Origin of the sequence: Paenarthrobacter sp. NPDC089714, from assembly GCF_044748905.1 — a bacterium.
Lineage (GTDB): Bacteria > Actinomycetota > Actinomycetes > Actinomycetales > Micrococcaceae > Arthrobacter.
The window spans coordinates 237,104-257,147 of record NZ_JBIVGX010000005.1 but is presented as its reverse complement, the minus strand read 5'-3'; the positions used below and the strand labels follow the sequence as shown (position 1 = coordinate 257,147).

The following is a 20,044-nucleotide window of genomic DNA, read 5'->3' as shown; positions in this document are numbered from 1 at the left end:
CGCCATGACCAATTGGCTGGAACAGCAGGCCGCCGTCCGCGAGCGCCGGGGGCTAACCAGGACGCCGGGAGTGCGCGGCCCACGGGACGGGATGGTGGACCTGGCCGGCAACGACTACCTTGGGTTGGCCACGGATCCACGCCTGGCTGAGGCCGCAGGAGAAGCTGCTGCCCGGTGGGGCACGGGTGCCACGTCGTCGCGGTTGGTGGCCGGGACTACAGAACTCCACATGGAACTCGAACATGAACTCGCAGGCTTGGTGGGGGCAGACGCGGCGTTGGTATTTTCCTCCGGCTACCTGGCCAATCTGGGGATCATCACGTCCCTCGGCGGGCCGGGGACCTTGATCGTGGCGGATGAGCACTGCCATGCCTCCATGATCGACGGGTTCAGGCTCAGCCGCTCGGAGACGGCAACGTTCAGGCACAACGACGCCTCCCACGCGGGATCGTTGCTCCAGGGCAGGACGCAACCACGCGCGCTGGTGGTGGTCGAATCCATCTACAGCGTGGGAGGTGATGCCGCGCCCTTGGGTGACTTGCTGGGCCTGGCCGAGGAGCATGACGCTGTGCTGTTGGTGGACGACGCCCACGGACTGGGCGTTGCCGGATCGGACACCCATAGGGGCCATGGTTCCGTCGCAGGGACGGCCCTTGCCGGCCATCCGAACGTGGTGGTGACGGCGACGCTTTCGAAGGCTTTGGGTAGCCAAGGAGGGGTTGTGTTGGGTTCAGCCTTGGTTCGGGAGCACCTGGTCAATCGCTCGCGGAGTTTCATTTTCGATACCGCCCTGACCCCGCCCGCAGCGGCGGCTGCGCTTGCCGCCGTCGGGATTGTCCGGCGGGAGCCTTGGCGCGCGGCCGCGGTGCACCGGAACGCGGCACGCCTCGCCGCGCACCTGGAGCTGGAGCTTTCCGCGGGCGCCGTGCAGACCCTCCGCATGCCTTCAGCCGAAGCCGCCGTCGCAGCAAGCCGGGCAGCGGCAGTGGCGGGCGTGCGCGTTGGCTGTTTCCGCCCACCATCGGTTCCGGACGGGACCTCCCGCCTGCGCCTGACCTTCCACGCGGGCCTCACCCCGGACCACCTTGACCACGCGTGCGCCGTGCTGCGCCACATCCTGGAGGAAACCCCATGACCCTTGCACGCATCATCCTGGTGACCGGTACCGACACTGGGGTTGGGAAAACCATGACGACGGCGGCGCTCGCCGCAGCCTTGCAACAACACGGGCACGCTGTGGCCGTCTACAAACCGTGCCAGACCGGCAACAACGTGGGCGACTCGGACATGTCCGAAGTGCTCCGGCTCGCGGGACCCCTTCGGGCCGAGGCGGGCGTTGTGTTGGAGGAACCGATGGCGCCGGTGCCTGCCTCCGAAATCGAGGGGGTGGCACTGCCGCCGTTGCTGGTACACGCCGAGCGCATCCTTAGCCTGGCGTCCGGCCACGACTACGTCTTGGTGGAAGGGGCCGGCGGTTTGCTGGTGGAGTTGGATCACGACGGCGGCACTTTGGCTGCGTTGGGCTCTGTCCTTGGCAGCCGGGCTGGTTTCGTCGTGGTAGCCCGGCCCTCGCTGGGCACGTTGAACCACACCGCCTTGACGCTCGAGGCCCTGGAGCGGCGTGGCCTGCATGTTTCCGGGGTGGTGCTGGGACGGTGGCCGGCCACGCCGGGTTTGGTGGAACGGGGCAACAGGGCCGCCTTGGGTTCGGGGCGTGTTCCTCTTCTGGGCGCCGTCGATGACGGCGCGGCGACGTTGGAGCCCGACGTGTTTCGCCAACGGGCAACCTCTTGGTTTGAGGGGGCCGCCGTATGAGCGGGGCTGTGGCCATGCCCTCGGTTCAGCCCGCGGTGCTCGAGTGTCCCTACAAGGTGGTGCGGGACCCGGATACCGTGCGCCAGGTCCTGCACCGGCCCGATGATTTCAGCCCGGCCAATGCGCTGCTGGCTGTCACTCCCCTGAGCGGTCAAGCCCTTCGGATTTTGCAGAAGGCCCGGTTCGCTCTTCCGCCTGTCCTGGCCAGCAACCCTGGCCCGTCACATGCCGGTATCCGCCGGGTGGTGGCCGGCTTCTTCACACCGGCCAAAGTAGCTGCGATGGAGCCACGGATCCACGCTTTGGCCCGCGATGCGGTGGCAGGGGCAGGCAGTGACCTGGCTTCGAAGGGCACCGTGGATCTGGTCCAGTCGGTTGCTGCGTTCCCTCCTGCAATTGTCATGATGGAGATGCTGGGGTTGCCCGTCCGGGACCTTCCACAGCTCAAGGCCTGGAGCCTGGACTCGCTGGAGCTGTTTTGGGGCTGGCCAGAGCCCGTGCGGCAAGTGGAACTGGCGCACAGCGCCGCCGGGTTCTACACCTGGTTGCGCGAACTGGTCCATGAAGCCGTGGCGGCCCCCGGCGTGAACCTGTTTAAGGCGTTGGCACAGCATGGCCTGAGTGTTCCGGAGGTGTGCTCGCTCGGATATTTCCTCCTGATCGCGGGGCAGGAGACCACCACACAACTCATCAGCACCGCACTGTTCCGGCTCCTGGAAGGGTCGCGGGGCATGAACTGGGAGGATGCAGCGTCCGGTGCCAAAGCCCGGGACTTCGTCCGGCATATCCTGGCCACGGAGTCATCCGTTCCAACGTGGCGGCGGGTCGCGGTCCGGGACACGGAGCTCAAGGGCGAGCCCGTTGCTGCGGGCCAGGAGATCCTGGTTGAACTGACCGGGAACCACGGATTTCCATGGGCTCCGGCAGGCGACCCTCCCGGCGTCGGAGATGTACCCGGGCAGCCGGGCCCCACACCCTATGGCCTTGCTTTTGGCTCCGGCATCCACCGCTGCCTCGGTGCGAAACTCGCGGAGCTTGAGGCCGCCGTCGTGGTTGAAGAGACTGCCTCGGCGCTCAAGCGGGTCAGGCTGCACGGACCCGCCCCGGAGTGGTTGCGCCTCCTGTCCTTCCAGGCACCCCGGACCGTCACGGTAGCCGCCCCACCCAACTAGCCACAGCCCCGCCCCTGCCCAACTGGGTCGCATTTGTGCGCGTTTTGACCGTTCAAACGCGCACAAATGCGACCCAGTTGGGTGCACGGTGGGCGGGCGCCTGGGTAATGCGCTCGGATAACGCGCCTGGGTATGGTGGAGCCATGGGCCAAAGCCGGGACCTGCTGACGCCCGAACAGCGCAGCCGCAACATGTCCAGGATCCGGGGCAAGGACACCAAACCGGAGCTGCTGGTCCGGAGCCTCCTGCATTCCAAGGGGTACCGTTACCGGCTCCACGGACAGGCTGGCGCGGGAAAGCTGCCGGGTCGTCCGGACCTGGTGTTCGCGGGCCGCCGCAAAGTGATTTTCGTGAATGGGTGCTTCTGGCATTTCCACGATTGCAAGGTGGGCCTTCATGCCCCGGCAGCGAACGCTGAGTTTTGGGAGGCCAAGCGGACCCGCACCCGCGAGCGCGACTCGCAGCAACGGGCGCAGTTGCATGCCGCCGGCTGGGCAGTCCTGACGGTGTGGGAATGCGAACTCAAGGACCGGTCAGTGCTTGAGGAGAGACTGACGGACTTCCTTGAGAAGGGTTACGGGGCCGAGGACGCCGAGCCGCTCTGATCCGATTGGGCGTGGGAGGACTGTTCCCAGAGCGCGAAGGCGGACGTGCCACCAATTCCCAGCAGCACGGTCATGCAAAAGACGATGATGACCATCAGTCCCGGCGAAGGCCGAACACTGCTTTCCATGCTGCTTTCCTTCCCTGAATCCATGCCCCGAATCCCCCTGGTCCGCGATCACTCGACTGGTGATTGTCACTTTCCGGCAGTCCCCTCAAGACTTCCTCTGGGTCCGCTCAAGATTGGATCAAGCTTTGATTTTGCGGCACTTGCGTTGTTCCGGCGGTCCTACTGTTGAATCGTGAATCCATTGTCTGGAGGCGGGAGGAGTTTGGTGTCCGAGTACGACGAATGCACAGACTCGTTGGTGGACCACACCGTCCTCACCGAACTCCAAGCCGAGCTGGGCGGGGACCACTCCCTGGTGAGCACCTTTGTCCGCAACTACGTGGCAATGCTGCCCTGGAGGGTAGCCCGGCTCCACCATGCCCTGGACAACCTGGACCTGGAAGACGCCATGGACGCGGTACTGAGCCTGAAGACGTCCAGCGAGATGGTGGGAGCCGTCTGCCTGCGAAGGCTGGCCCTGGAACTCGAAATCAGCATGAAGCTGCTGCCCGACGGCGACCATCTGGGACAACTGAACCCCTTGGTGGACGAGATTGACGCCTTCGTTTTTGGCACGATCTGCCAGCTTGAATCACCACTTTCCTAAAAAAATTCACGTTAGTGAAGAAGAAATCATTGACTGGCTAAAAATCTTCACTATAGTTGTGTGAGTTAGCTCACCAACGAAGGATGCGGCAATGACCACCGAGACTCCTGCTCCACCGGCCACCAGCGAATTGCTGGCGACTGTAGGGAACAAGGTGCGCACCATGCGCAAGGCAAAGGGCATGACCCTCGCCCAACTCTCGGACATCACCGGCCTCAGCCAAGCAATCGTCAGCCAAATCGAACGCGGCATGGCGAACCCATCCTTCACCACCTTGGCCCAACTGGCACATGGACTGGACATCCCCGTAGGGAGGTTCTTCATTGGCCAGGACGAATCCCGGTCCCCCTTGGTCCGCAGGTCCGATCGACGCAACTTGAAAAACGTCACCCGGGAATCCGTGGGCGAGGCAGTCCATGAACTGCTCACCCCCAACCGGGACGGAAGCATCGAAGCGCAATGGATCAGTACGCCCCCAGGGCACGACACCAGCGCAACACCTTTTACCCACAGCGGTGAAGAGTTCTGCTACATCATCTCCGGCCGTAAGGACGTCTATTTGGACGGCGTCTGCTACAGCCTTGAAGAGGGCGACTCGATCACCTACTCCTCCGAAATCCCCCACTGGTACAAGAACAGCTACGAAGAGGTATGCGTAGCCATCTGGGTCAACGCACCACACGCGTGGTAACGCCGCCGCTCCCGAGCGGCCCGAGCGTTTTCCCTTAACTGTCCGGACACGATCCCGTGGCCGCTGACACTCCTTGCCACTTTCGCATCAGGCGCCTCCTTCAACGGGCGTTCCTGCGTCATACCCTTTCACGCCCTCCCGGGCGTCAGCGTAAGGAAACTTCCATGCTCGACATCCAAACGGACAACGCCGTCCCCTCACCAAAACCAAGCACCGCCACCCCCGCCAAGAACGCGAAGTTCTCCCCCGAGGTCCGTAAGGGCCTCCTGGGCCTGGGCCTGGGAAACGCCCTTGAATGGTACGACTGGATGGTCTTCGGCCTCCTGTCCGCCTTCATCGGACCCAACTTCTTCCCGAACACCGATCCGCTTTCCGCTACTTTGAACGCTTTGGCCGTGTTCGCGGTGGGATTCGCGTTCCGGCCGCTCGGCGGCATCCTGTTGGGAACCCTGGCGGACCGCATTGGCAGGCGCCGGGTGATGCTCCTGTCCATCATGCTCATGGCTGGAACAACCCTGGTCATCGCGATCACTCCGAGCTACGCCACCATCGGCGCCTGGGCCGGCATCATCCTGTTGGCCTGCCGCGTCCTGCAGGGCATCTCCACCGGCATCGAGGCTCCGCTCTCCACCTCCCATGCCGTGGAACTGGCACCCGAAGGCCGTGAAGGCTACGTGGCCGGCATCATGTCCTTCTACGTCAACATCGGCATCCTCATGGCTTCCCTGGTCAGCTTCCTTTGCAGCCTGCTGATCGGCGGAGCGGCCATGGGCGAATGGGGCTGGCGAGTGCCCTTCATCATCGGTGCCTTGTTCGGTTTCGTGGTCCTCTACCTGCGCCGTTCCCTCCCGGAAACCCTCAAGCAAGAGGAAATGGCCACCAATACCCCGCGGGCCGTCTGGAAGGGCGTTGGCAAACACTGGCTCTCCGTCCTGGCCATCATCTTCGTGGTGGGCGCCGCACAGGCCTACAACTACGCCTGGAACGTCGGCCTCCCCAGCGCAGCACGCAGCGGCTTCAAGGAAGACCCCACTGCCGTGTTCGCCCTCACCACCGTCCTGGGTGCCATCCTGGTTGTCGGATCCTGGGTCATCGGAAAGCTTGCCGACGGCAAGGCGATGTCCAAGTGGTTCCTCGTGACCCGCATCCTGGCCATTCCGTCCGTGTTCCTGATGCTGCTCTACGTCCAGCCGGGCATCGGCGGCTTCGCAGCAGTCCTCTTGGGCGGCTCGATTGTCCTGGTGCTCAACATGACCCTCTACAACGTGGTCAGCTCCTCCCTGATGCCCAAGAACATCCGCGGCACAGGCGTCGCGCTCGGTTACGGCATCGGCGTGGCAGTCTTCGGCGGCACCGCTTCCTATCTTCTGGTGTGGTTCCAATCCCTGAACCTCACCTGGATCTTCCCGGTCTACGTGGCCGTCCTGTCCATCCTCAGCATCGTTTTCTACCTCGCCGCACGCCGTTCCAACGGCATCTTCGTCGGCAAGTAAGGACCTCACCATGAACTCCCTCGAACTCAGCACCACGACGGCGGACCTCACCGCCCCGGTCATCTCCCGTTCCGACGTACTCGTCGTCGGTGGCGGCCCTGCAGGTGTGGCAGCCGCCGTCACGGCAGCCCGATCCGGCGCGAAAGTCACCCTCTTGGAGCGCTACTCGTCCCTGGGCGGCCTCGCTTCCGGTGGCATGGTCCTGGTGCTCGATGACATGATCAACGGCCAGGAAATCACCGTCACCGGCATTGTCTCCGAGTACGTGGAACGCCTGCAGAAGCTCGGCCTCGCCATCGTCCCGCCTGCCGATGACCGCAAGACCTCCGAGGAACTGTGGAACAAGTGGGGCCGCTACGGCACCTTCGACTTCCACTCGCACACCAACCCGAAGCCCATCTGCTACGCGGCAGCCTTCGATCCCGACGGCTGGAAGCGGGTTTCCAACGACCTGGTCCGCGAAGCCGGCGTGGACCTCCGCCTGCACTCCTGGTTCTCCCGCCCCATCGTGGACAACGGAGTGATCAAGGGCGTCATCTGCGAAACGAAGTCCGGACCGCAGGCCTTCACGGCCGACGTCGTCATCGACACCACCGGCGACATCGACGTTGCTTCACGTGCCGGCGCCAGCTACGCCAAGGACAACTACCTCACCACCCTCGTCTTCCGGCTGGGCAACGTGGACACCAACGCGGCAGAGGCCTTCGAACAGGCCAACCCCAAGGAAGCCCGTGCCATCAACCGCAAGATCAAGCGCCTCCTCGGCGGTGCCTGGGAACTCTGGTGGCTCAAGACCCCCATCGACGGCGTGGTGTGGTGCAACGCCCCGCACATGACCGGATTCGACGGCGTGGACCCGGCAGACATGACCGCCGCCGAGTTCGCTGCCCGCGACCGCATCTCCGAGGCTGTGGAGTACGTCCGCGCCAACCTGCCCGGCTTCGAAAACTGCTACATGCTGGACGTCGCCTCCCAGATGGGCGTCCGCCAGACCCGCCTGCTTGAGGGCGAATACGTCATGACCAAGGACGACGTCACCCAGCGCCGCCACTTCGAAGACACCGTGGCCCGCGGCCGCGACTACTACTACCCCTACCGCTCGTTGCTGCCCAAGGAAGTGGACCAGCTCCTGGTGGCCGGTCGCCACTACTCGGCTACTCCCGAAGCCCAGAAGATGTCCCGCGAGATCCCACCCTGCATGGCCATGGGCCAGGCCGTCGGCGTCGCAGCAGCCCTCGCCGTCGAGAACAACCTCCTGGTCCGCGATGTCGCGGCAGCGGACATCCAGCTGGGCATGCGCCGGCACGGTGCCGACCCGGGCGACGTCCCGTCGTCGAACGCCACCATCGACTCCGACGCAGTGGTGCCGGCATGAGCACCATGACAGTTGAACAAGCCGAAACCGCTGAACAGACTGAAAGCACGACGGCGGCCCGCGCCGCGGCGGCACCGGCACCCGTGCCGCTCCCCCTGGACGGCATCAAGATCGTGGACTTCACGCAGGTGTTCATGGGACCGTCGGCCACCCAGCTGCTGGGTGATTACGGCGCAGACATCATCAAGGTGGAGCGCCCCGGTGCCGGTGACATCTCGCGCAATTCCTTCCCGGACCAGGACGGCCAGGACAACCCGATCTTCCTGTCGATCAACCGGAACAAGCGCAGCGTCTCGGTGGACACCCGCACCGACGAAGGCCGCGAGGTGCTCCACCGGCTCATGGCCGACGCGGACGTGGTGGTCAGCAACTTCCGTTCAGGTGTCATGGAGCGGATGGGCTTTGGCTACGAGGACCTCAAGGCGAAGAACCCGGGCATCATCTGGGCTTCGGGCACAGGCTTCGGGCCCGAAGGTCCTTACTCGCACAAGGGCGGACAGGACGCGATCGCGCAGGCCTACTCGGGCGTGATGTGGCGCCGCGAGTCCGATGACACCAAACCGGCGATCTATCCCACCACCCTGTGCGACTACATCACGGGCATGCACCTTATGCAGGGCATCCTGCTGGCGCTGCGCACCCGCGACGCCACCGGCACAGGCCAAAAAGTGGAAGTGACCATGTACGACTCCATGCTGCACCTGCAAATGCAGGAAGCGTGCATGCAGCTCAACCGCGGTTACGAGGTCAACTGGGGTGCCATGCCGCTGAGTGGAGTCTTCGAGACCACCGACGGTGCCGTGTGCATGGTGGGCGGCTTCACGCCCGATCCCCTGGCCCGCATCTCCGAGGCCCTGGAACTCGACGAGGACCTCACCGAACGGCCCGGCTTCGCCACGCTGGAGCAGCAGTTCAAGAACAAGCCCGCGCTGCAGGCCATCTTCCGTGAGCACTTCGCCACGAACACCACCGAATACTGGGCCGCAAAGCTTGAAGATCAAGGACTGCTCAATGCGCCCGTGCACACCTTGGAGCAGGCCCTTGCCGATGCCCAGACCGAGGCCAACGGCATGATCGTCGAGGCCGAACACCCCTCCGTGGGAACCGTGCGCATGCTCAACGCACCCATCCGGCTCTCGGCCACTCCCCCGTCCATCCGCCGCACGGCCCCGCGCTTGGGCGAGCACAACGTGGAGGTCCTGTTGGAGAACGGCTTCGACGCAGCGACCATCGAACGCCTCCAGCAGTTGGGAGTCCTCCGATGAGCGTGGCTGTCGACACACGCGTGGACACCGTCACCCTGGCCATCAACGACGGTGTCGCCACGGTCACCATCGACCGGCAACATGTCCTCAACGCCGTGGATGGGACCACCCACGCCAGGCTCAACGAGATCTGGGATCAGGTGGAGGCAGATCCCTCCGTACGGGCCGTGGTGGTGACCGGCGCCGGCACCCGCGCCTTCTGCGTTGGTGCCGATATGTCGGCCGACGCCGTGGACAAAACCGGCCTGGAATACTGGGCCGGCCTGGATCCCAACGGCTTCGGCGGACTGAGCCTCCGCACCAGCCTCGATGTCCCCGTCATTGCCCGTGTCAACGGCTACGCCCTGGGTGGCGGCATGGAAATCGTCCTCGGCGCGGACATCGTGGTGGCCGCCTCCAGCGCGAAGTTCGGCTTGACCGAGCCTCGCGTCGGGCGGTTGGCGCTCGACGGCGGCATCCACCAGTTGGTCAGGCGGGTCCCTTACACGCAGGCCATGGGGATGCTCTTGACCGGCCGCAAAGCCGACGCTGCAGAGATGCAGTCCATGGGCCTGGTCAACGAGGTGGTCCCAGCAGAGGAACTCGACGCCGCCGTGCAGCGCTGGGTAGACCAGATCGTGGCTTGCGCTCCCACGTCCGTCCGGGCCGTAAAGCAGATGGTGACCCGGACGTCGCACCTTACTGCCAAGGAAGCCCGCGGGCTCCGCCTGCCCGCGCTTATGGCGGCCCTCGACAGCGAAGACTCCGCCGAAGGGGTCAGGGCGTTCCAGGAAAAGCGCCCTCCGGTGTGGCCCGGGCGCTGACGCACCCTCCCATCACCCACAAACCCCGTCCCGCACTGAAAGGAACCAACCATGCCGCAGTCCCCTGCGCCCAAAAACAGCCTCCGGACCAGTCTTCCGGGCGGGGTTTGGGGCGTCGTCGCCACCCCCTTCCAAGGCAGCACCCTCGACGTGGACCTTGACAGCCTGGCCGAACTCGTGGAGCACTACCAGGCCATCGGAGCTACCGGGCTCACCGTGCTCGGGGTCTTCGGCGAAGCAGCCGCGCTGACCCCGGAAGAACGCCGCGACGTCCTGGAAACCGTGCTCGAAAGCACCACGCTTCCCCTGGTGGTCGGCGTGACCGCGCTCGCCACCAGGCCTGCCATCGAGGAAATCCTCGCCGCCCAGGACGCCGCCGGCAACCGCCTCGCGGCCGTCATGGTCCAGGCCAACTCGGCACGCCCGGAAACCGTCATTGCCCACCTGGACGCCATCCACCGGGCCACCGGCGCCCAGGTTGTCCTGCAGGACTATCCGCTGGCCAGCGGCGTCAGCATTGCCACGCCGGCGCTGATCTCAGTTGTGAGGGCCTGCGCTTACATCATCGCCATCAAAGCCGAGGCCCCGCCAACCAGCGTCGGCATCGCAGAATTGAGTGCCGCCGTCGACGTTTCCATCTTTGGTGGCCTCGGCGGGCAAGGACTCCTGGACGAACTCATGGCCGGCGCAGCCGGAGCGATGACCGGGTTCTCCTACCCCGAGGCACTCATCGCCTGCGTCCGGGCATGGCAAGCGGACGGCTACGAGGCGGCCCAGCGCGAACTGCTGCCCTACCTGCCCCTGATCAACTTCGAACAGCAAGCCAAGGTAGCCCTCACCATCCGCAAGGAATGCCTCCGCGAGCGCGGACTCATCAAAGACTCCGGGGTGCGTGCACCGGCGGCCGGGTTCCCGGAAGTCCTGCGGGAGTCCATGGGCATCCACCTTCGCGAAGCCGCAAACGCCCTCGAGGCGCGTTCAGCAGTAGGGAGTTTCTGATGGACCTCGGAATCGCAGGAAAGACCGCACTGGTTGCCGCCTCTACGGGTGGACTGGGCTTGGCCGTCGCCCGTGCGCTTGCCGCCGAAGGGGTCCGCGTGGCGGTGGTTGGACGTCGGCGGGACCGCGCCAAGGAGATCGTGGCTGACCTGCAGGCGGCGTACGGGACGGGCTCCCTTGGCAGCGCGGGTTTTGACGCTGTCGCCATTGAGGCGGATCTGGGCACGGAGGAGGGCATCGTGTCGGCCGTGGACCAGACCGTGGCGAACCTTGGACCGATCGACATCCTGGTGCTCAACGGCCCCGGTCCCAAGCCCGGCGCGGCCGCCACGCTCAGCTCCGAGGAGATGGCCGCGGCCTTCGATCTGCTGGTCAAACCGCACCACGCCCTGGTCTCGCGGGTCCTGCCCGGGATGCGGGAGCGCCGTTGGGGTCGCATCCTCGCGATCGGTTCCAGTGGAGTCACCGCTCCGCTTCCCAACCTCGCGGTCTCCAACACGGGACGGGCCGCCTTGGCCGGCTACCTCAAGACCCTCGCAGCCGAAGTGGCTTTGGACGAAGTCACCGTCAACTTGCTCCTGCCGGGCCGGATCGCCACGGACCGCGTCACCCAGTTGGACCAGGCCGCAGCCAAGCGCCGCGGTACCACCCTCGAGGACATCCAACTCGAGTCCCGGAAAACCATCCCGGCCCGCCGTTATGGAGAACCCGCCGAGTTCGGTGCCGCGGCCGCCTTCCTGTGCAGCGCACCGGCGTCGTACATCACCGGCGTGGCACTCCGGTGCGACGGCGGCCTGATCCGCAGCCTCTGAACCCCCACACTTTAAGGACTTGCCATGACTTCAACAGCGTTCGAAACCACCCTGACAGCTGAGGCAACCACCACTGCCCAGCACCTCATCAACGGGCAATGGCTCGGCGAAGCCACCACGGAACGGATGAACCCGGCACGCCCCGGCGAACTCGCAGCCCTCTCCCCGAGCGGCACGGCCGAGGACGTGGACGCCGCCATCACCGCCGCAACCGCTGCACAGCCCGCGTGGGCGGCACTGCCTGCACCCTCGCGTGGCGCCATCCTGATCGCCGCCGGAAACCTGCTGATCGAGCGGCAAGCCGCCATTGCCGAAGACCTCGTTCGGGAAGAGGGCAAGACCCTGGCCGAGGCCAAAGGTGAGGTCAAGCGGGCCTCGGACGTCCTGCGCTTCTTCGGCTCCCTGGGCTGGGCCGCCACCGGCGAAGTGCTGCCGAGCGGACTTCCGGACACCACCATCACCACCCGCCGCGAACCACTGGGAGTCGTTGGCCTGATCACGCCCTGGAACTTCCCCATCGCCATCCCGGCGTGGAAAACCGCCCCCGCCCTGATCAGCGGCAACACCGTGGTGATCAAGCCCGCCGAGCTCACCCCGTTGTCCGCGACGCATCTGGCCCGGGCGCTGCAGGACGCCGGGCTCCCGGATGGCGTGTTCAACGTGGTCCACGGCAAAGGCCGCGTGGTGGGCGATGCCCTGGCCCGCGATCCCCGCATCGCCGGGCTTTCCTTCACCGGCTCCACCAACGTTGGCCTGGCGCTGCAGGAAATCCTCAACGCCCGCCGGGCCCGTGTGCAGCTGGAGATGGGTGGGAAGAACGGGGTCCTGGTGCTGGACGACGCCGATCCCCGCAAAGCAGCCCAAGTGGTCGCGGCAGGTGCCTTCGGACTCACCGGCCAGGCCTGCACGGCGACGTCCCGCGTCTACGTGACGCCAGGCATCCGTGCCGCGTTCCTCGATGCGCTGGTCGCGGAGGCCGCGGCGTACAGCACTGGCGACGGGCTCGCGGACGGAACCCGGATGGGCGCTGTGGTGAGCCGGCAGCAATTCGAGCAGGACCAGGCAGCGGTGCATACCGCCGTCGAACGCGGTGCCACGCTCCTGCACGGACGGTACGACGGCGACCCCTCCGGCGCGCTGTTCTTCCCGGCGGCGGTCCTCACCGACTTGCCCTTCGACGACGCCGCAGTGACGGAGGAAATCTTCGGCCCGGTGGTGGCGGTGCTGGAAGTCCCCGACTACGAAGCCGGGTTGGCTGCCATCAATGACTCCCGCTACGGACTGACCGCAGGTATCTGCACCGATTCCCTGGCGTTGGCCACAGACTTCGCTGCCCGGGCGCAGGCCGGTGTGGTCAAGGTCAACCGACCTACGGCGGGCCTGGACCTCAACGTACCGTTCGGCGGCGTCAAGGACTCCTCCACCAACACGTTCCGCGAACAAGGACGGTCCGCGCTGGAGTTCTTCACGTGGGGCAAGACCGTCTACACGGGCGTGTAGCAAGCCATGAGTTATGTGATCGCGCAGCCCTGCGTGGATGTGAAAGACAAGGCCTGCATCAACGAGTGCCCTGTGGACTGCATCTACGAGGGCGCGCGTTCCCTCTACATCCATCCGTCCGAATGCGTGGACTGTGGTGCCTGCGATCCCGTGTGCCCGGTTGAAGCGATCTACTTCTCCGAGGACGTCCCGGATGAGTGGGCTGACTATGTGAGGGCCAACGCGGAGTTCTTCGACGACGGTCCGGGTTTAAGCCGGCCGGACACAGACCACCCCGTGATCTCCGCAGAACCCCTCCGCCTCCCCGTCCCCCAACCCAACTAGGTCGCATTAGTGCGCGTTTTCAGCCCTCAAAACGCGCACAACTGCGACCCAGTTGGGGTTAGTTGTTCTGGGCGGCGGGCGCCAGGCGGTAGCCCACGCCGCGGACTGTTTCCAGCCAGCGGGGGCTCTGGATACTGTCGCCCAACTTCTTGCGCAGATTACCCATGTGCACTTCCACGGCACGCTCGTCCGCGTCACTGACGTACGAGCCGACGTCGTAGGGCTCGTTCCGCAGGCGGCGGGCGAGGTCCGCCTTGGTCCGCACGATCCGCCCGGTTTCCAGCAGCGCAACCAGGAGGTCGAATTCCGTGCGGGTCAGCTTCAACTCCGTGCCGTTCAAGACGGCGGTACGGGAGCCCGCGGAAACGGCCAGTCCGTTGTGGCTCACCTCGGGATCCGCCTCTTCCGCAGCGGCCTTGGAGTCCGACGACGACCGCGGCCTGCGCATCATGGCTTCCACCCGGGCGCGCAGCTCGCGAGGCCGGAAGGGCTTGGTGAGGTAATCGTCGCCACCGGCTTCGAGGCCCATGAGGGTATCGAGCTCCTCGGCCCGGGCCGTCAGCATAATGATGTACGCATCCGAGGTTTTCCGGATCTGCCGTGCAACCTCGAACCCATCGATGTCCGGAAGGCCAAGATCAAGGGTAATAACGTCAGGGTTGAGTTCCCGGGCAGAGGACACACCGGCCGATCCCGTGGAGGCAACGTGGACATCAAACCCGGCCTGCGAAAGAACCACACGGACCAATTCGCGTATATCCTGGTCGTCCTCAATAACCAGCCCCACACGTACTTCACTCATCGCTGCCCCTCAGCCCCCTTAGATAACCCTTCGAAGTATAACCATTATGGTTAGGCTGATCTCATGAACAGACTTTCTTCCGCCTCCCCGCGGGTTGCGCCATGACCAACCCGACCATCTGGGATTTGGGCGAAAAGAAGAATCTGCTGGTCTTTCGGCGCTCGTTCCACGAGCACACCCTGCGCATGCGCGTAGTCCTGAGCCAACTGCCCCTCTCGGTATGCGTCTGCCTCTCCGCGATCCTCGTGTGGCTGTTCTTCCCGGCCACCTTGGACAACCCCCTCTTCCTGGCCTTCCTGCTCAGCCAGGCACTGCTGTTGGGGCTCTGCATCGCTGTTCCGTGGCACAAACTGCCTTTCCCGAGTTTCCTGGCCATCCCCATCCTGGACATGGTGTCCATTGGATTTGGGCGTGAGGGCGGCCAGGATGCCCTCACCGGCCTCAGCGTCTTGGTGGTCCTTCCAGTCATCTGGCTCTGTGCGTCCGGCCTGTACCCGAGGCTGGCCATCGCGTTGTCCTTCGTGGGCCCCTTGGCCATCGTGTGGGTACCGCTTTTCCTGCGGGGCGCCGTCACAGAGCAGAGCCTCACCAAGCCTCTCCTCTTCCCCATCCTGATCGTAGGCATCGGCGTGTCCGTCAGCGTCCTGACGCTCAGCATGATGCGGCAGCAAAGAGCCCTGGAGGAGAAGGATGAGGAACTCAAGGAAGCGCTGGACGCCAGCACCAAGCAGGAGCGCCTCCTGAACACCGTCATGGAAGCCCTCCCCTTGGGAGTCGTTGCCGTGGACGGGAATGGCCACGACCTTCTCATGAACCGCCGCCAGCGCCAAAGCCACAGCCTCGCGACGCCGCCCGACAACCCGGATCCCAACGAGGCCGAACTGCTGGTCTTCGACACCGACCGGACCACTCCCCTGCCGGCAGACCAGCGTCCCGTCCGCCGGGCCGTTTTGGGCGAACGGTTCACCGACCAACTCGTGTGGCTGGGCAGCGGGACTGACCAGCGCGCCTTCACGGCAAGCGCCAGGCCGATGGTGGATGACGACGGAAAGTTCGCCGGCTCCGTGGTGGTGTTCAATGACGTCACCGAACTGGTCAACGCCCTGGCAGCCAAGGACGACTTCGTAGCCAACGTGTCCCACGAGTTCCGGACGCCGTTGACGTCCATCCTGGGCTACGTGGAATTGATCCTGGACGATCCCCACGGCCTCGATCCGAAGTACCGGATGCAGTTGGACATCGTCCGGCGCAACGCCGAACGCCTCCTCACCCTCGTCTCGGACCTGCTGTCCGTGCGGTCCGGCCAGATTGCCATCCAGCCCCACACCGTGGACGTGGTGGAACTGGTCCGCAGCAGCGTCACTTCAGCCGAGCCCCGCGCCGCGAAGGCAGGCATCCGGCTGTCCATGGACGTGCCTCCCGCGCTGGAAGCCCGCGTGGATTCCTCCCGGATGTCGCAGGTGCTGGACAACCTGGTCTCCAACGCCATCAAGTACTCCCCCGACGGCGGCGATGTGGTGGTGGCCGCCTGGGAGGACCAGGATTACGTTTTCTGCCGGGTCTCGGACACGGGCATGGGCATGACCGAAGAGGAAGCGTCAGAGGTCTTCACCAAGTTCTTCCGGGCAGGCGGAGTCCGCAACAGTGCCATCCCGGGCGTGGGGTTGGGGCTTCCCATCAGCAAGGCAATCGTGGAAGCCCACGGGGGCAGCATAGAACTGGAAAGCGAACCGGGACGCGGAACCACCTTTACGGTCAAGGTTCCTGCCTAGCCACGGCTACGCACCTTAGCGCTTGGCCGTCACCGCACCGGAATCACGACGGCGGCCAAAGAGGAAGTAGCTCACCGGACCAAAGAAGTTGATGAAGGACGCTGCGCGCCACAACACCTTCTTGCCCCTGATCTGCGCTTCCGGGGTCTTGGCCAAACTGCGTTGCGCGGCGATCAGCAACGTCAGGTTCACCGCACCACTGATCATCAGCATCACGCGTTGGCCTGTGCTCATGTCTCGCCAAGACTTCTTGCGGGCCATCATGCCTCCATCCGGGAACGTGTACTTCTCAGGCTAGTCTTCGGCTCCGCGACCCGCCACAGCCTGCCGCACTACTTCACCCCAGGACTGTTCGGCGAGGTCCTTGATGGCGGCCAGGATGTCCTGCGGCGGCAGGGAGAGGTCCAGCGGGTACTCCACAATATCGATATCCGTATTGAGGATCCGCCGCAGCTTCATCTCCCCTTGCCCTGCATAAACGAGCCACGCCGTGGGAACCCGCAGGGCCGTGCAGTAGGCCAGCAGTTGGTAGTGATCGGCGTTGAGCGAGGCGCCTGCGTCACCGGCTGCCGTGTATTTGGAGTCGTAAACCACCACGGGACGTCCGCCCAGGAAATGTGCGGCGTCTGGCCTGACCATCAAGCGATCGGTGTCCCGGACAGCTTCGTTGAGCAAGGCACCGTACTGCAGGCGCATCTCTCCCGGGTGCGAACTCATGGCTTGGCGCAAGGCCGTGCCCACGAAGTTCTCGAACACTTTGGCCATGTCCACCACGAAGGACGCCGTTTGCTGCTTGCCCTCTCCTGCCTCCGCGGACGCGTTGCGCAGGATCACTTCGGCCAGGCGGAGCACCGCGTGGTACCGCAGGTTCATCCTGCTGGCCTTCCACGGCGGCAGTGGTGCTCCGGACTGGAGGCGGGTGACGGCGTCGAGCTTTCCCTTGAGCTGCCGCAGGCGGCTCTGGACATCGGCGCGGACGCCGGGCACTTGCGCCATGCGCTCCAGCGCGGCGCGCAGGATCCGGTTCTCGGCGATGTCCTCGGTGAATTCGTCGTAGGAGACTTCCAACGGAACCATCATGCCGGGGCGGCGGGAGATCTGGTCCGAAATCCGGATCCGGCCCTTCACGGTCCGCAATGATTCGTCCACGGTGAGGTAGCCCTGGAGGACCCCGCGGCTCAGGGCACGGTCGGCCAATTGTGCCAGGGATGCGGCGAGCGCACTCCACAGGTCCGGGTGCTCCACGGCTTCCACGGCGTGATCGCCAAAGCCTTGGTCGCCGGCGTAGCTCAGCAGGAACAGGAGCCGGTTCAGGCCCAGGCGATCCTTGGGGCGCACCTCCAGCTGAATGGTGGAGGTGCGTACAGAGCCCACTTTGCCGGCCGGTTCGATCCGGTAGAGCCCCATGCCCATGGGCGAGGTCTTGGCCAGGCCGCTGGCATTGATGAACGCCGCAGACTCGGGGTCCAGTTTGTCCACCACGCCGCGGGACAGTTCGTCCATGACGATGTGCCGTGGTCCGGTCAGCCTCCCCTGGCCCCGTTTAGCTACGGCCGCCGCGGTTCTGCCAACGGCCGGGGTGACGCTCCGCGCCGGAGCGCCCGACGGCTCAGCTGCGGCGCTGGAAGGCGGCCGCCCCGGGCGGGGCGGGATGGCCTTAGCGGGCCGCAAGTCGTCCCAGCAGCTGGTCCAGGCCGAAGCGCTCTTCCAGTTGTGCACGGTTCAGTTGGCCGTGGTAGTGCTCCTCAAGGAGGGGCATGAGCTCGTACTTCCAGATCCTGCGCAGGCCCGTGGGGTTCTGGGCAGCGTTCTTCATGAAGTACGACGGCCCGATCATGAGGTCCCGGTCCCAGTCGTCAATGGCCTCGTTGAGGGCATCCAGGAGGTCCGCGTTGAGGGTATCCAGCCCGCGGGCTTCGAGGAAGCGGCGCAGGGAGCCCTTGACCGGCTCCACGTTGGGGTGGAGCTCAATGAACGCAAAGCGGCGGCGGATGGCCGCATCCATCATGGCGATGGAGCGGTCCGCGGTGTTCATGGTGCCGATGATGTACAGGTTGTCCGGCAAACTGAAGGGCTCGTTGGGGCTGTACTGCAGGTAGATGCGGTCGTCCCGGTACTCGAGCAGGAAGTACAGCTCACCGAACACCTTGGCCAGGTTTGCCCTGTTCATTTCATCGATGATGAGGAAGTACGGCTTGTGGGCGTTCTCCGGTTTGGCGGCTTCTTCGGCGAGCCTGCGCAGCGGCCCGGCGACAAGCTTGAAGGACACTTGGCCGTCGTCGGTCTTGTCCGGGCGATAGCCCTCAAAGAAATCCTCATAAGCGTACGAGGGGTGGAACTGCACCAGCTTCACGCGTTCGTCCGTGCTGTCTCCGGCGAGTTCAGCCGCGAGGTGCTTGGCCAGGTACGTCTTGCCGGTGCCGGGCGGACCGTAGAGGACCAGTTGACGGTTCTCTTCCAGGAGTTCAGCGATTTCCTTGAGCGGCTCGAGGTCCATGTGCAGCGACGCAGCGAACTCTTCGGTCAAGGGACGGAAGCCCTGCTGCACAACCTCGACGGCGACAGTCGGAGGCGCTTCGTCCTCGCCATCGGTTTCGGCTTCCACAGGGAGCAATTCCTGGAGCGCCTGGATGACCCGGGTGACGTCCACAATAATGCCGGGGGTGGACAGCTGCCGCTGGGCATGGCGCGGCAATTCCGTGATGGCGTAACTGTCGTCGAACCAACGGACCTTGCGGCGGATCCGGCGGTTGTCCTCATCCGGTTCGCCCAGGACCACGCCGACGCGCACGCGGCCGCCGTTTTGGTAGAGCGTGAGGTCGCCGGGCTTCATGACGGTGAGGAAGGCGAAGACGGCGGTTTTGGTGTCCTCGCGCTCTACGTAGCCAAGGTGCTTGCAGTCCTCGTCAACGGCATGCTGGACCACGCCGGCGGTGACTCCGGCGTCCAAGGAACGGAGGTGTTCCACATCCAGCGTGGCTTTTTCTTCGCCGAGCCATCCGGCGAGCAGGTCGGCGTTGTCGTGGTGCGTGCGCAGGAGCCATGATCGGCGGCCAGGGTCGCCCACCTTGCGCCACTGGCTCACCAGTTGGCGCGCGTACCAGTCGATCCGCTGGCCGGCCTGCTCATCCAGGTGGAGCCGGATCCGGTGGATGTCCGCAGTGATGTCTTCCTCGGTGTCGCCGTCGGCCCCACCCACCAACGATGCGAAGGCGTCACGGATTTCCCGGCGCTCCACGTCGGCCACCACGGGCTCGAAGTAGCTGGGCCACACGAGGTACTCGATGCTGCGACGGAGGGCGGGCTGGTCCTCGGGTGTTCCAACGGCCAGTTCGTGGAACTTAAGGGGATCGGACAGTGCCTCGCTGATGGTCTCCGTGCTTTGGCTGTCCACGTGCTCCACGAAGCGGCACAGCCACACCAGGTGGTCCCAAATGGTCCAGTTGAATTCAGCCGTGCGGTCCCGGATGACGCCGTGGTCCGTCATGCCTTCATAGAGTTCTTCGGGCAGCTCGACGGCAGGCTCCACCCACGAGGCCGCCTCGGCAACACGCGCGCGCTTGACCCGGAGCGACTTGACCTCGTGGGCCAGCGGCAACGACTGCAGGAACAGCAACTCGACGGCCAGCAGCTTGGCCTCGCGGGAAGCGCCCTCGAGGTTCTGGCGCAGGTTGGTCATCATGGGCGCCTTGGAATCCGCCACTCCCCGCTCGAGCCGTTCCAGCAGTTCCCGTGCGGCGTCGGCCGTCCACGTCAGGGTCCTCCCATCCAAGGCTGACGGTCTGCCTTGGAGGGCCGGACTGAGCACGTACCACGCCGCGTCCTCGATCTCCTTGGAGATTCCGGGGGCGCGGTCAATGGCAGGCATCACGGAGGGGGTCACCATGCCAACTTACCTTGTT

Annotated in this window: 20 protein-coding genes; 15 read left to right on the top strand and 5 right to left on the bottom strand. The window is 65.1% G+C overall.

The window, feature by feature from the left end; all coding sequences use genetic code 11:
• The first annotated feature begins 4 nt into the window (after positions 1-4).
• From ACIPY3_RS12005 to ACIPY3_RS11990, 4 genes are all read left to right on the top strand, one after another.
• Positions 5-1,135 carry an 8-amino-7-oxononanoate synthase gene (locus ACIPY3_RS12005; protein ID WP_400334372.1) on the top strand — a complete coding sequence of 377 codons (1,131 nt, stop codon included), beginning with the start codon at positions 5-7 and terminating at the stop codon, positions 1,133-1,135.
• Positions 1,132-1,815, top strand: coding sequence for a dethiobiotin synthase (gene bioD, locus ACIPY3_RS12000; protein ID WP_400334299.1), 684 nt, complete (start codon positions 1,132-1,134; stop codon positions 1,813-1,815). The genes ACIPY3_RS12005 and bioD overlap by 4 nt, the downstream gene beginning before the upstream one ends.
• Complete coding sequence (locus ACIPY3_RS11995; protein ID WP_400334296.1) at positions 1,812-2,987, top strand: cytochrome P450; 1,176 nt, start codon at positions 1,812-1,814, stop codon at positions 2,985-2,987. The genes bioD and ACIPY3_RS11995 overlap by 4 nt, the downstream gene beginning before the upstream one ends.
• A gap of 143 nt (positions 2,988-3,130) precedes the next feature.
• Positions 3,131-3,592, top strand: coding sequence for a very short patch repair endonuclease (locus ACIPY3_RS11990; RefSeq protein ID WP_400334293.1), 462 nt, complete (start codon positions 3,131-3,133; stop codon positions 3,590-3,592).
• On the opposite strand, the gene ACIPY3_RS11985 is transcribed toward ACIPY3_RS11990, so the two are convergent.
• A complete protein-coding gene (locus ACIPY3_RS11985; protein WP_400334290.1) occupies positions 3,562-3,720 on the bottom strand; it encodes a hypothetical protein in 159 nt (52 codons plus the stop codon). The two genes, ACIPY3_RS11990 and ACIPY3_RS11985, sit on opposite strands and share 31 nt — an antisense overlap.
• 205 nt (positions 3,721-3,925) lie before the next feature.
• On the opposite strand from ACIPY3_RS11985, the gene ACIPY3_RS11980 reads away from it, so the two are divergent.
• The 10 genes from ACIPY3_RS11980 (at position 3,926) to fdxA (ending at position 13,568) form a co-directional block, all read left to right on the top strand.
• Positions 3,926-4,306 (top strand): Hpt domain-containing protein, encoded by a 381-nt coding sequence (locus tag ACIPY3_RS11980; RefSeq protein WP_400334287.1) that lies wholly within the window; start codon positions 3,926-3,928, stop codon positions 4,304-4,306.
• 91 nt (positions 4,307-4,397) lie between these two features.
• On the top strand, positions 4,398-4,997 hold the full coding sequence (locus tag ACIPY3_RS11975) for a helix-turn-helix domain-containing protein (RefSeq protein ID WP_400334284.1): 600 nt from the start codon (positions 4,398-4,400) through the stop codon (positions 4,995-4,997).
• Between the two features lie 164 nt (positions 4,998-5,161).
• The gene (locus ACIPY3_RS11970) at positions 5,162-6,490 is read left to right on the top strand and encodes an MFS transporter (RefSeq protein ID WP_400334281.1); all 1,329 of its coding nucleotides are present in this window, start codon (positions 5,162-5,164) and stop codon (positions 6,488-6,490) included.
• Positions 6,491-6,500: 10 nt separating this feature from the next.
• Positions 6,501-7,865 (top strand): FAD-dependent oxidoreductase, encoded by a 1,365-nt coding sequence (locus tag ACIPY3_RS11965; protein WP_400334278.1) that lies wholly within the window; start codon positions 6,501-6,503, stop codon positions 7,863-7,865.
• A gap of 5 nt (positions 7,866-7,870) precedes the next feature.
• A complete protein-coding gene (locus tag ACIPY3_RS11960; RefSeq protein ID WP_400334370.1) occupies positions 7,871-9,130 on the top strand; it encodes a CaiB/BaiF CoA transferase family protein in 1,260 nt (419 codons plus the stop codon).
• Positions 9,127-9,933 (top strand): enoyl-CoA hydratase-related protein, encoded by an 807-nt coding sequence (locus ACIPY3_RS11955; protein WP_400334275.1) that lies wholly within the window; start codon positions 9,127-9,129, stop codon positions 9,931-9,933. The genes ACIPY3_RS11960 and ACIPY3_RS11955 overlap by 4 nt, the downstream gene beginning before the upstream one ends.
• Positions 9,934-9,984: 51 nt before the next feature.
• Positions 9,985-10,932 (top strand): dihydrodipicolinate synthase family protein, encoded by a 948-nt coding sequence (locus ACIPY3_RS11950; protein ID WP_400334272.1) that lies wholly within the window; start codon positions 9,985-9,987, stop codon positions 10,930-10,932.
• A complete protein-coding gene (locus tag ACIPY3_RS11945; RefSeq protein ID WP_400334269.1) occupies positions 10,932-11,744 on the top strand; it encodes an SDR family oxidoreductase in 813 nt (270 codons plus the stop codon). Before ACIPY3_RS11950 ends, ACIPY3_RS11945 begins: the two co-directional genes overlap by 1 nt.
• Before the next feature lie 24 nt (positions 11,745-11,768).
• Positions 11,769-13,244, top strand: a complete 1,476-nt coding sequence (locus ACIPY3_RS11940) for an aldehyde dehydrogenase family protein (RefSeq protein ID WP_400334266.1) — start codon at positions 11,769-11,771, stop codon at positions 13,242-13,244.
• Between the two features lie 6 nt (positions 13,245-13,250).
• The gene (gene fdxA / locus ACIPY3_RS11935) at positions 13,251-13,568 is read left to right on the top strand and encodes a ferredoxin (RefSeq protein ID WP_400334263.1); all 318 of its coding nucleotides are present in this window, start codon (positions 13,251-13,253) and stop codon (positions 13,566-13,568) included.
• 58 nt (positions 13,569-13,626) lie between these two features.
• Here fdxA and ACIPY3_RS11930 read toward each other — a convergent pair whose 3' ends face one another.
• The gene (locus tag ACIPY3_RS11930) at positions 13,627-14,370 is read right to left on the bottom strand and encodes a response regulator transcription factor (RefSeq protein ID WP_400334260.1); all 744 of its coding nucleotides are present in this window, start codon (positions 14,368-14,370) and stop codon (positions 13,627-13,629) included.
• A gap of 101 nt (positions 14,371-14,471) precedes the next feature.
• Here ACIPY3_RS11930 and ACIPY3_RS11925 point away from each other — a divergent pair, with 101 nt between their 5' ends.
• A complete protein-coding gene (locus tag ACIPY3_RS11925; RefSeq protein ID WP_400334257.1) occupies positions 14,472-16,142 on the top strand; it encodes a sensor histidine kinase in 1,671 nt (556 codons plus the stop codon).
• A gap of 15 nt (positions 16,143-16,157) precedes the next feature.
• On the opposite strand, the gene ACIPY3_RS11920 is transcribed toward ACIPY3_RS11925, so the two are convergent.
• The 3 genes from ACIPY3_RS11920 to ACIPY3_RS11910 form a co-directional block, all read right to left on the bottom strand.
• Positions 16,158-16,403 (bottom strand): PLDc N-terminal domain-containing protein, encoded by a 246-nt coding sequence (locus tag ACIPY3_RS11920; RefSeq protein WP_400334368.1) that lies wholly within the window; start codon positions 16,401-16,403, stop codon positions 16,158-16,160.
• Between the two features lie 33 nt (positions 16,404-16,436).
• On the bottom strand, positions 16,437-17,645 hold the full coding sequence (locus ACIPY3_RS11915) for a restriction endonuclease (protein WP_400334254.1): 1,209 nt from the start codon (positions 17,643-17,645) through the stop codon (positions 16,437-16,439).
• 154 nt (positions 17,646-17,799) lie between these two features.
• The gene (locus tag ACIPY3_RS11910; protein ID WP_400334251.1) at positions 17,800-20,028 is read right to left on the bottom strand and encodes an McrB family protein; all 2,229 of its coding nucleotides are present in this window, start codon (positions 20,026-20,028) and stop codon (positions 17,800-17,802) included.
• Positions 20,029-20,044 lie beyond the last annotated feature (16 nt).

Bases quoted from the DNA above. Each gene is read 5' to 3' on its own strand.
- ACIPY3_RS11975 (WP_400334284.1), top strand. From the start codon at position 4,398: ATGACCACCGAGACTCCTGCTCCACCGGCCACCAGCGAATTGCTGGCG.
- ACIPY3_RS11940 (WP_400334266.1), top strand. From the start codon at position 11,769: ATGACTTCAACAGCGTTCGAAACCACCCTGACAGCTGAGGCAACCACC.
- ACIPY3_RS11920 (WP_400334368.1), bottom strand. From the start codon at position 16,403: ATGGCCCGCAAGAAGTCTTGGCGAGACATGAGCACAGGCCAACGCGTG.
- ACIPY3_RS11950 (WP_400334272.1), top strand. From the start codon at position 9,985: ATGCCGCAGTCCCCTGCGCCCAAAAACAGCCTCCGGACCAGTCTTCCG.
- ACIPY3_RS11960 (WP_400334370.1), top strand. From the start codon at position 7,871: ATGACAGTTGAACAAGCCGAAACCGCTGAACAGACTGAAAGCACGACG.
- ACIPY3_RS11925 (WP_400334257.1), top strand. From the start codon at position 14,472: ATGACCAACCCGACCATCTGGGATTTGGGCGAAAAGAAGAATCTGCTG.
- ACIPY3_RS11955 (WP_400334275.1), top strand. From the start codon at position 9,127: ATGAGCGTGGCTGTCGACACACGCGTGGACACCGTCACCCTGGCCATC.
- ACIPY3_RS11945 (WP_400334269.1), top strand. From the start codon at position 10,932: ATGGACCTCGGAATCGCAGGAAAGACCGCACTGGTTGCCGCCTCTACG.
- ACIPY3_RS11965 (WP_400334278.1), top strand. From the start codon at position 6,501: ATGAACTCCCTCGAACTCAGCACCACGACGGCGGACCTCACCGCCCCG.
- ACIPY3_RS11985 (WP_400334290.1), bottom strand. From the start codon at position 3,720: ATGGAAAGCAGTGTTCGGCCTTCGCCGGGACTGATGGTCATCATCGTC.
- ACIPY3_RS11995 (WP_400334296.1), top strand. From the start codon at position 1,812: ATGAGCGGGGCTGTGGCCATGCCCTCGGTTCAGCCCGCGGTGCTCGAG.
- ACIPY3_RS11930 (WP_400334260.1), bottom strand. From the start codon at position 14,370: ATGAGTGAAGTACGTGTGGGGCTGGTTATTGAGGACGACCAGGATATA.
- ACIPY3_RS11990 (WP_400334293.1), top strand. From the start codon at position 3,131: ATGGGCCAAAGCCGGGACCTGCTGACGCCCGAACAGCGCAGCCGCAAC.
- ACIPY3_RS11915 (WP_400334254.1), bottom strand. From the start codon at position 17,645: ATGGACGAACTGTCCCGCGGCGTGGTGGACAAACTGGACCCCGAGTCT.
- ACIPY3_RS11970 (WP_400334281.1), top strand. From the start codon at position 5,162: ATGCTCGACATCCAAACGGACAACGCCGTCCCCTCACCAAAACCAAGC.
- ACIPY3_RS11910 (WP_400334251.1), bottom strand. From the start codon at position 20,028: ATGGTGACCCCCTCCGTGATGCCTGCCATTGACCGCGCCCCCGGAATC.
- bioD (WP_400334299.1), top strand. From the start codon at position 1,132: ATGACCCTTGCACGCATCATCCTGGTGACCGGTACCGACACTGGGGTT.
- ACIPY3_RS12005 (WP_400334372.1), top strand. From the start codon at position 5: ATGACCAATTGGCTGGAACAGCAGGCCGCCGTCCGCGAGCGCCGGGGG.
- fdxA (WP_400334263.1), top strand. From the start codon at position 13,251: ATGAGTTATGTGATCGCGCAGCCCTGCGTGGATGTGAAAGACAAGGCC.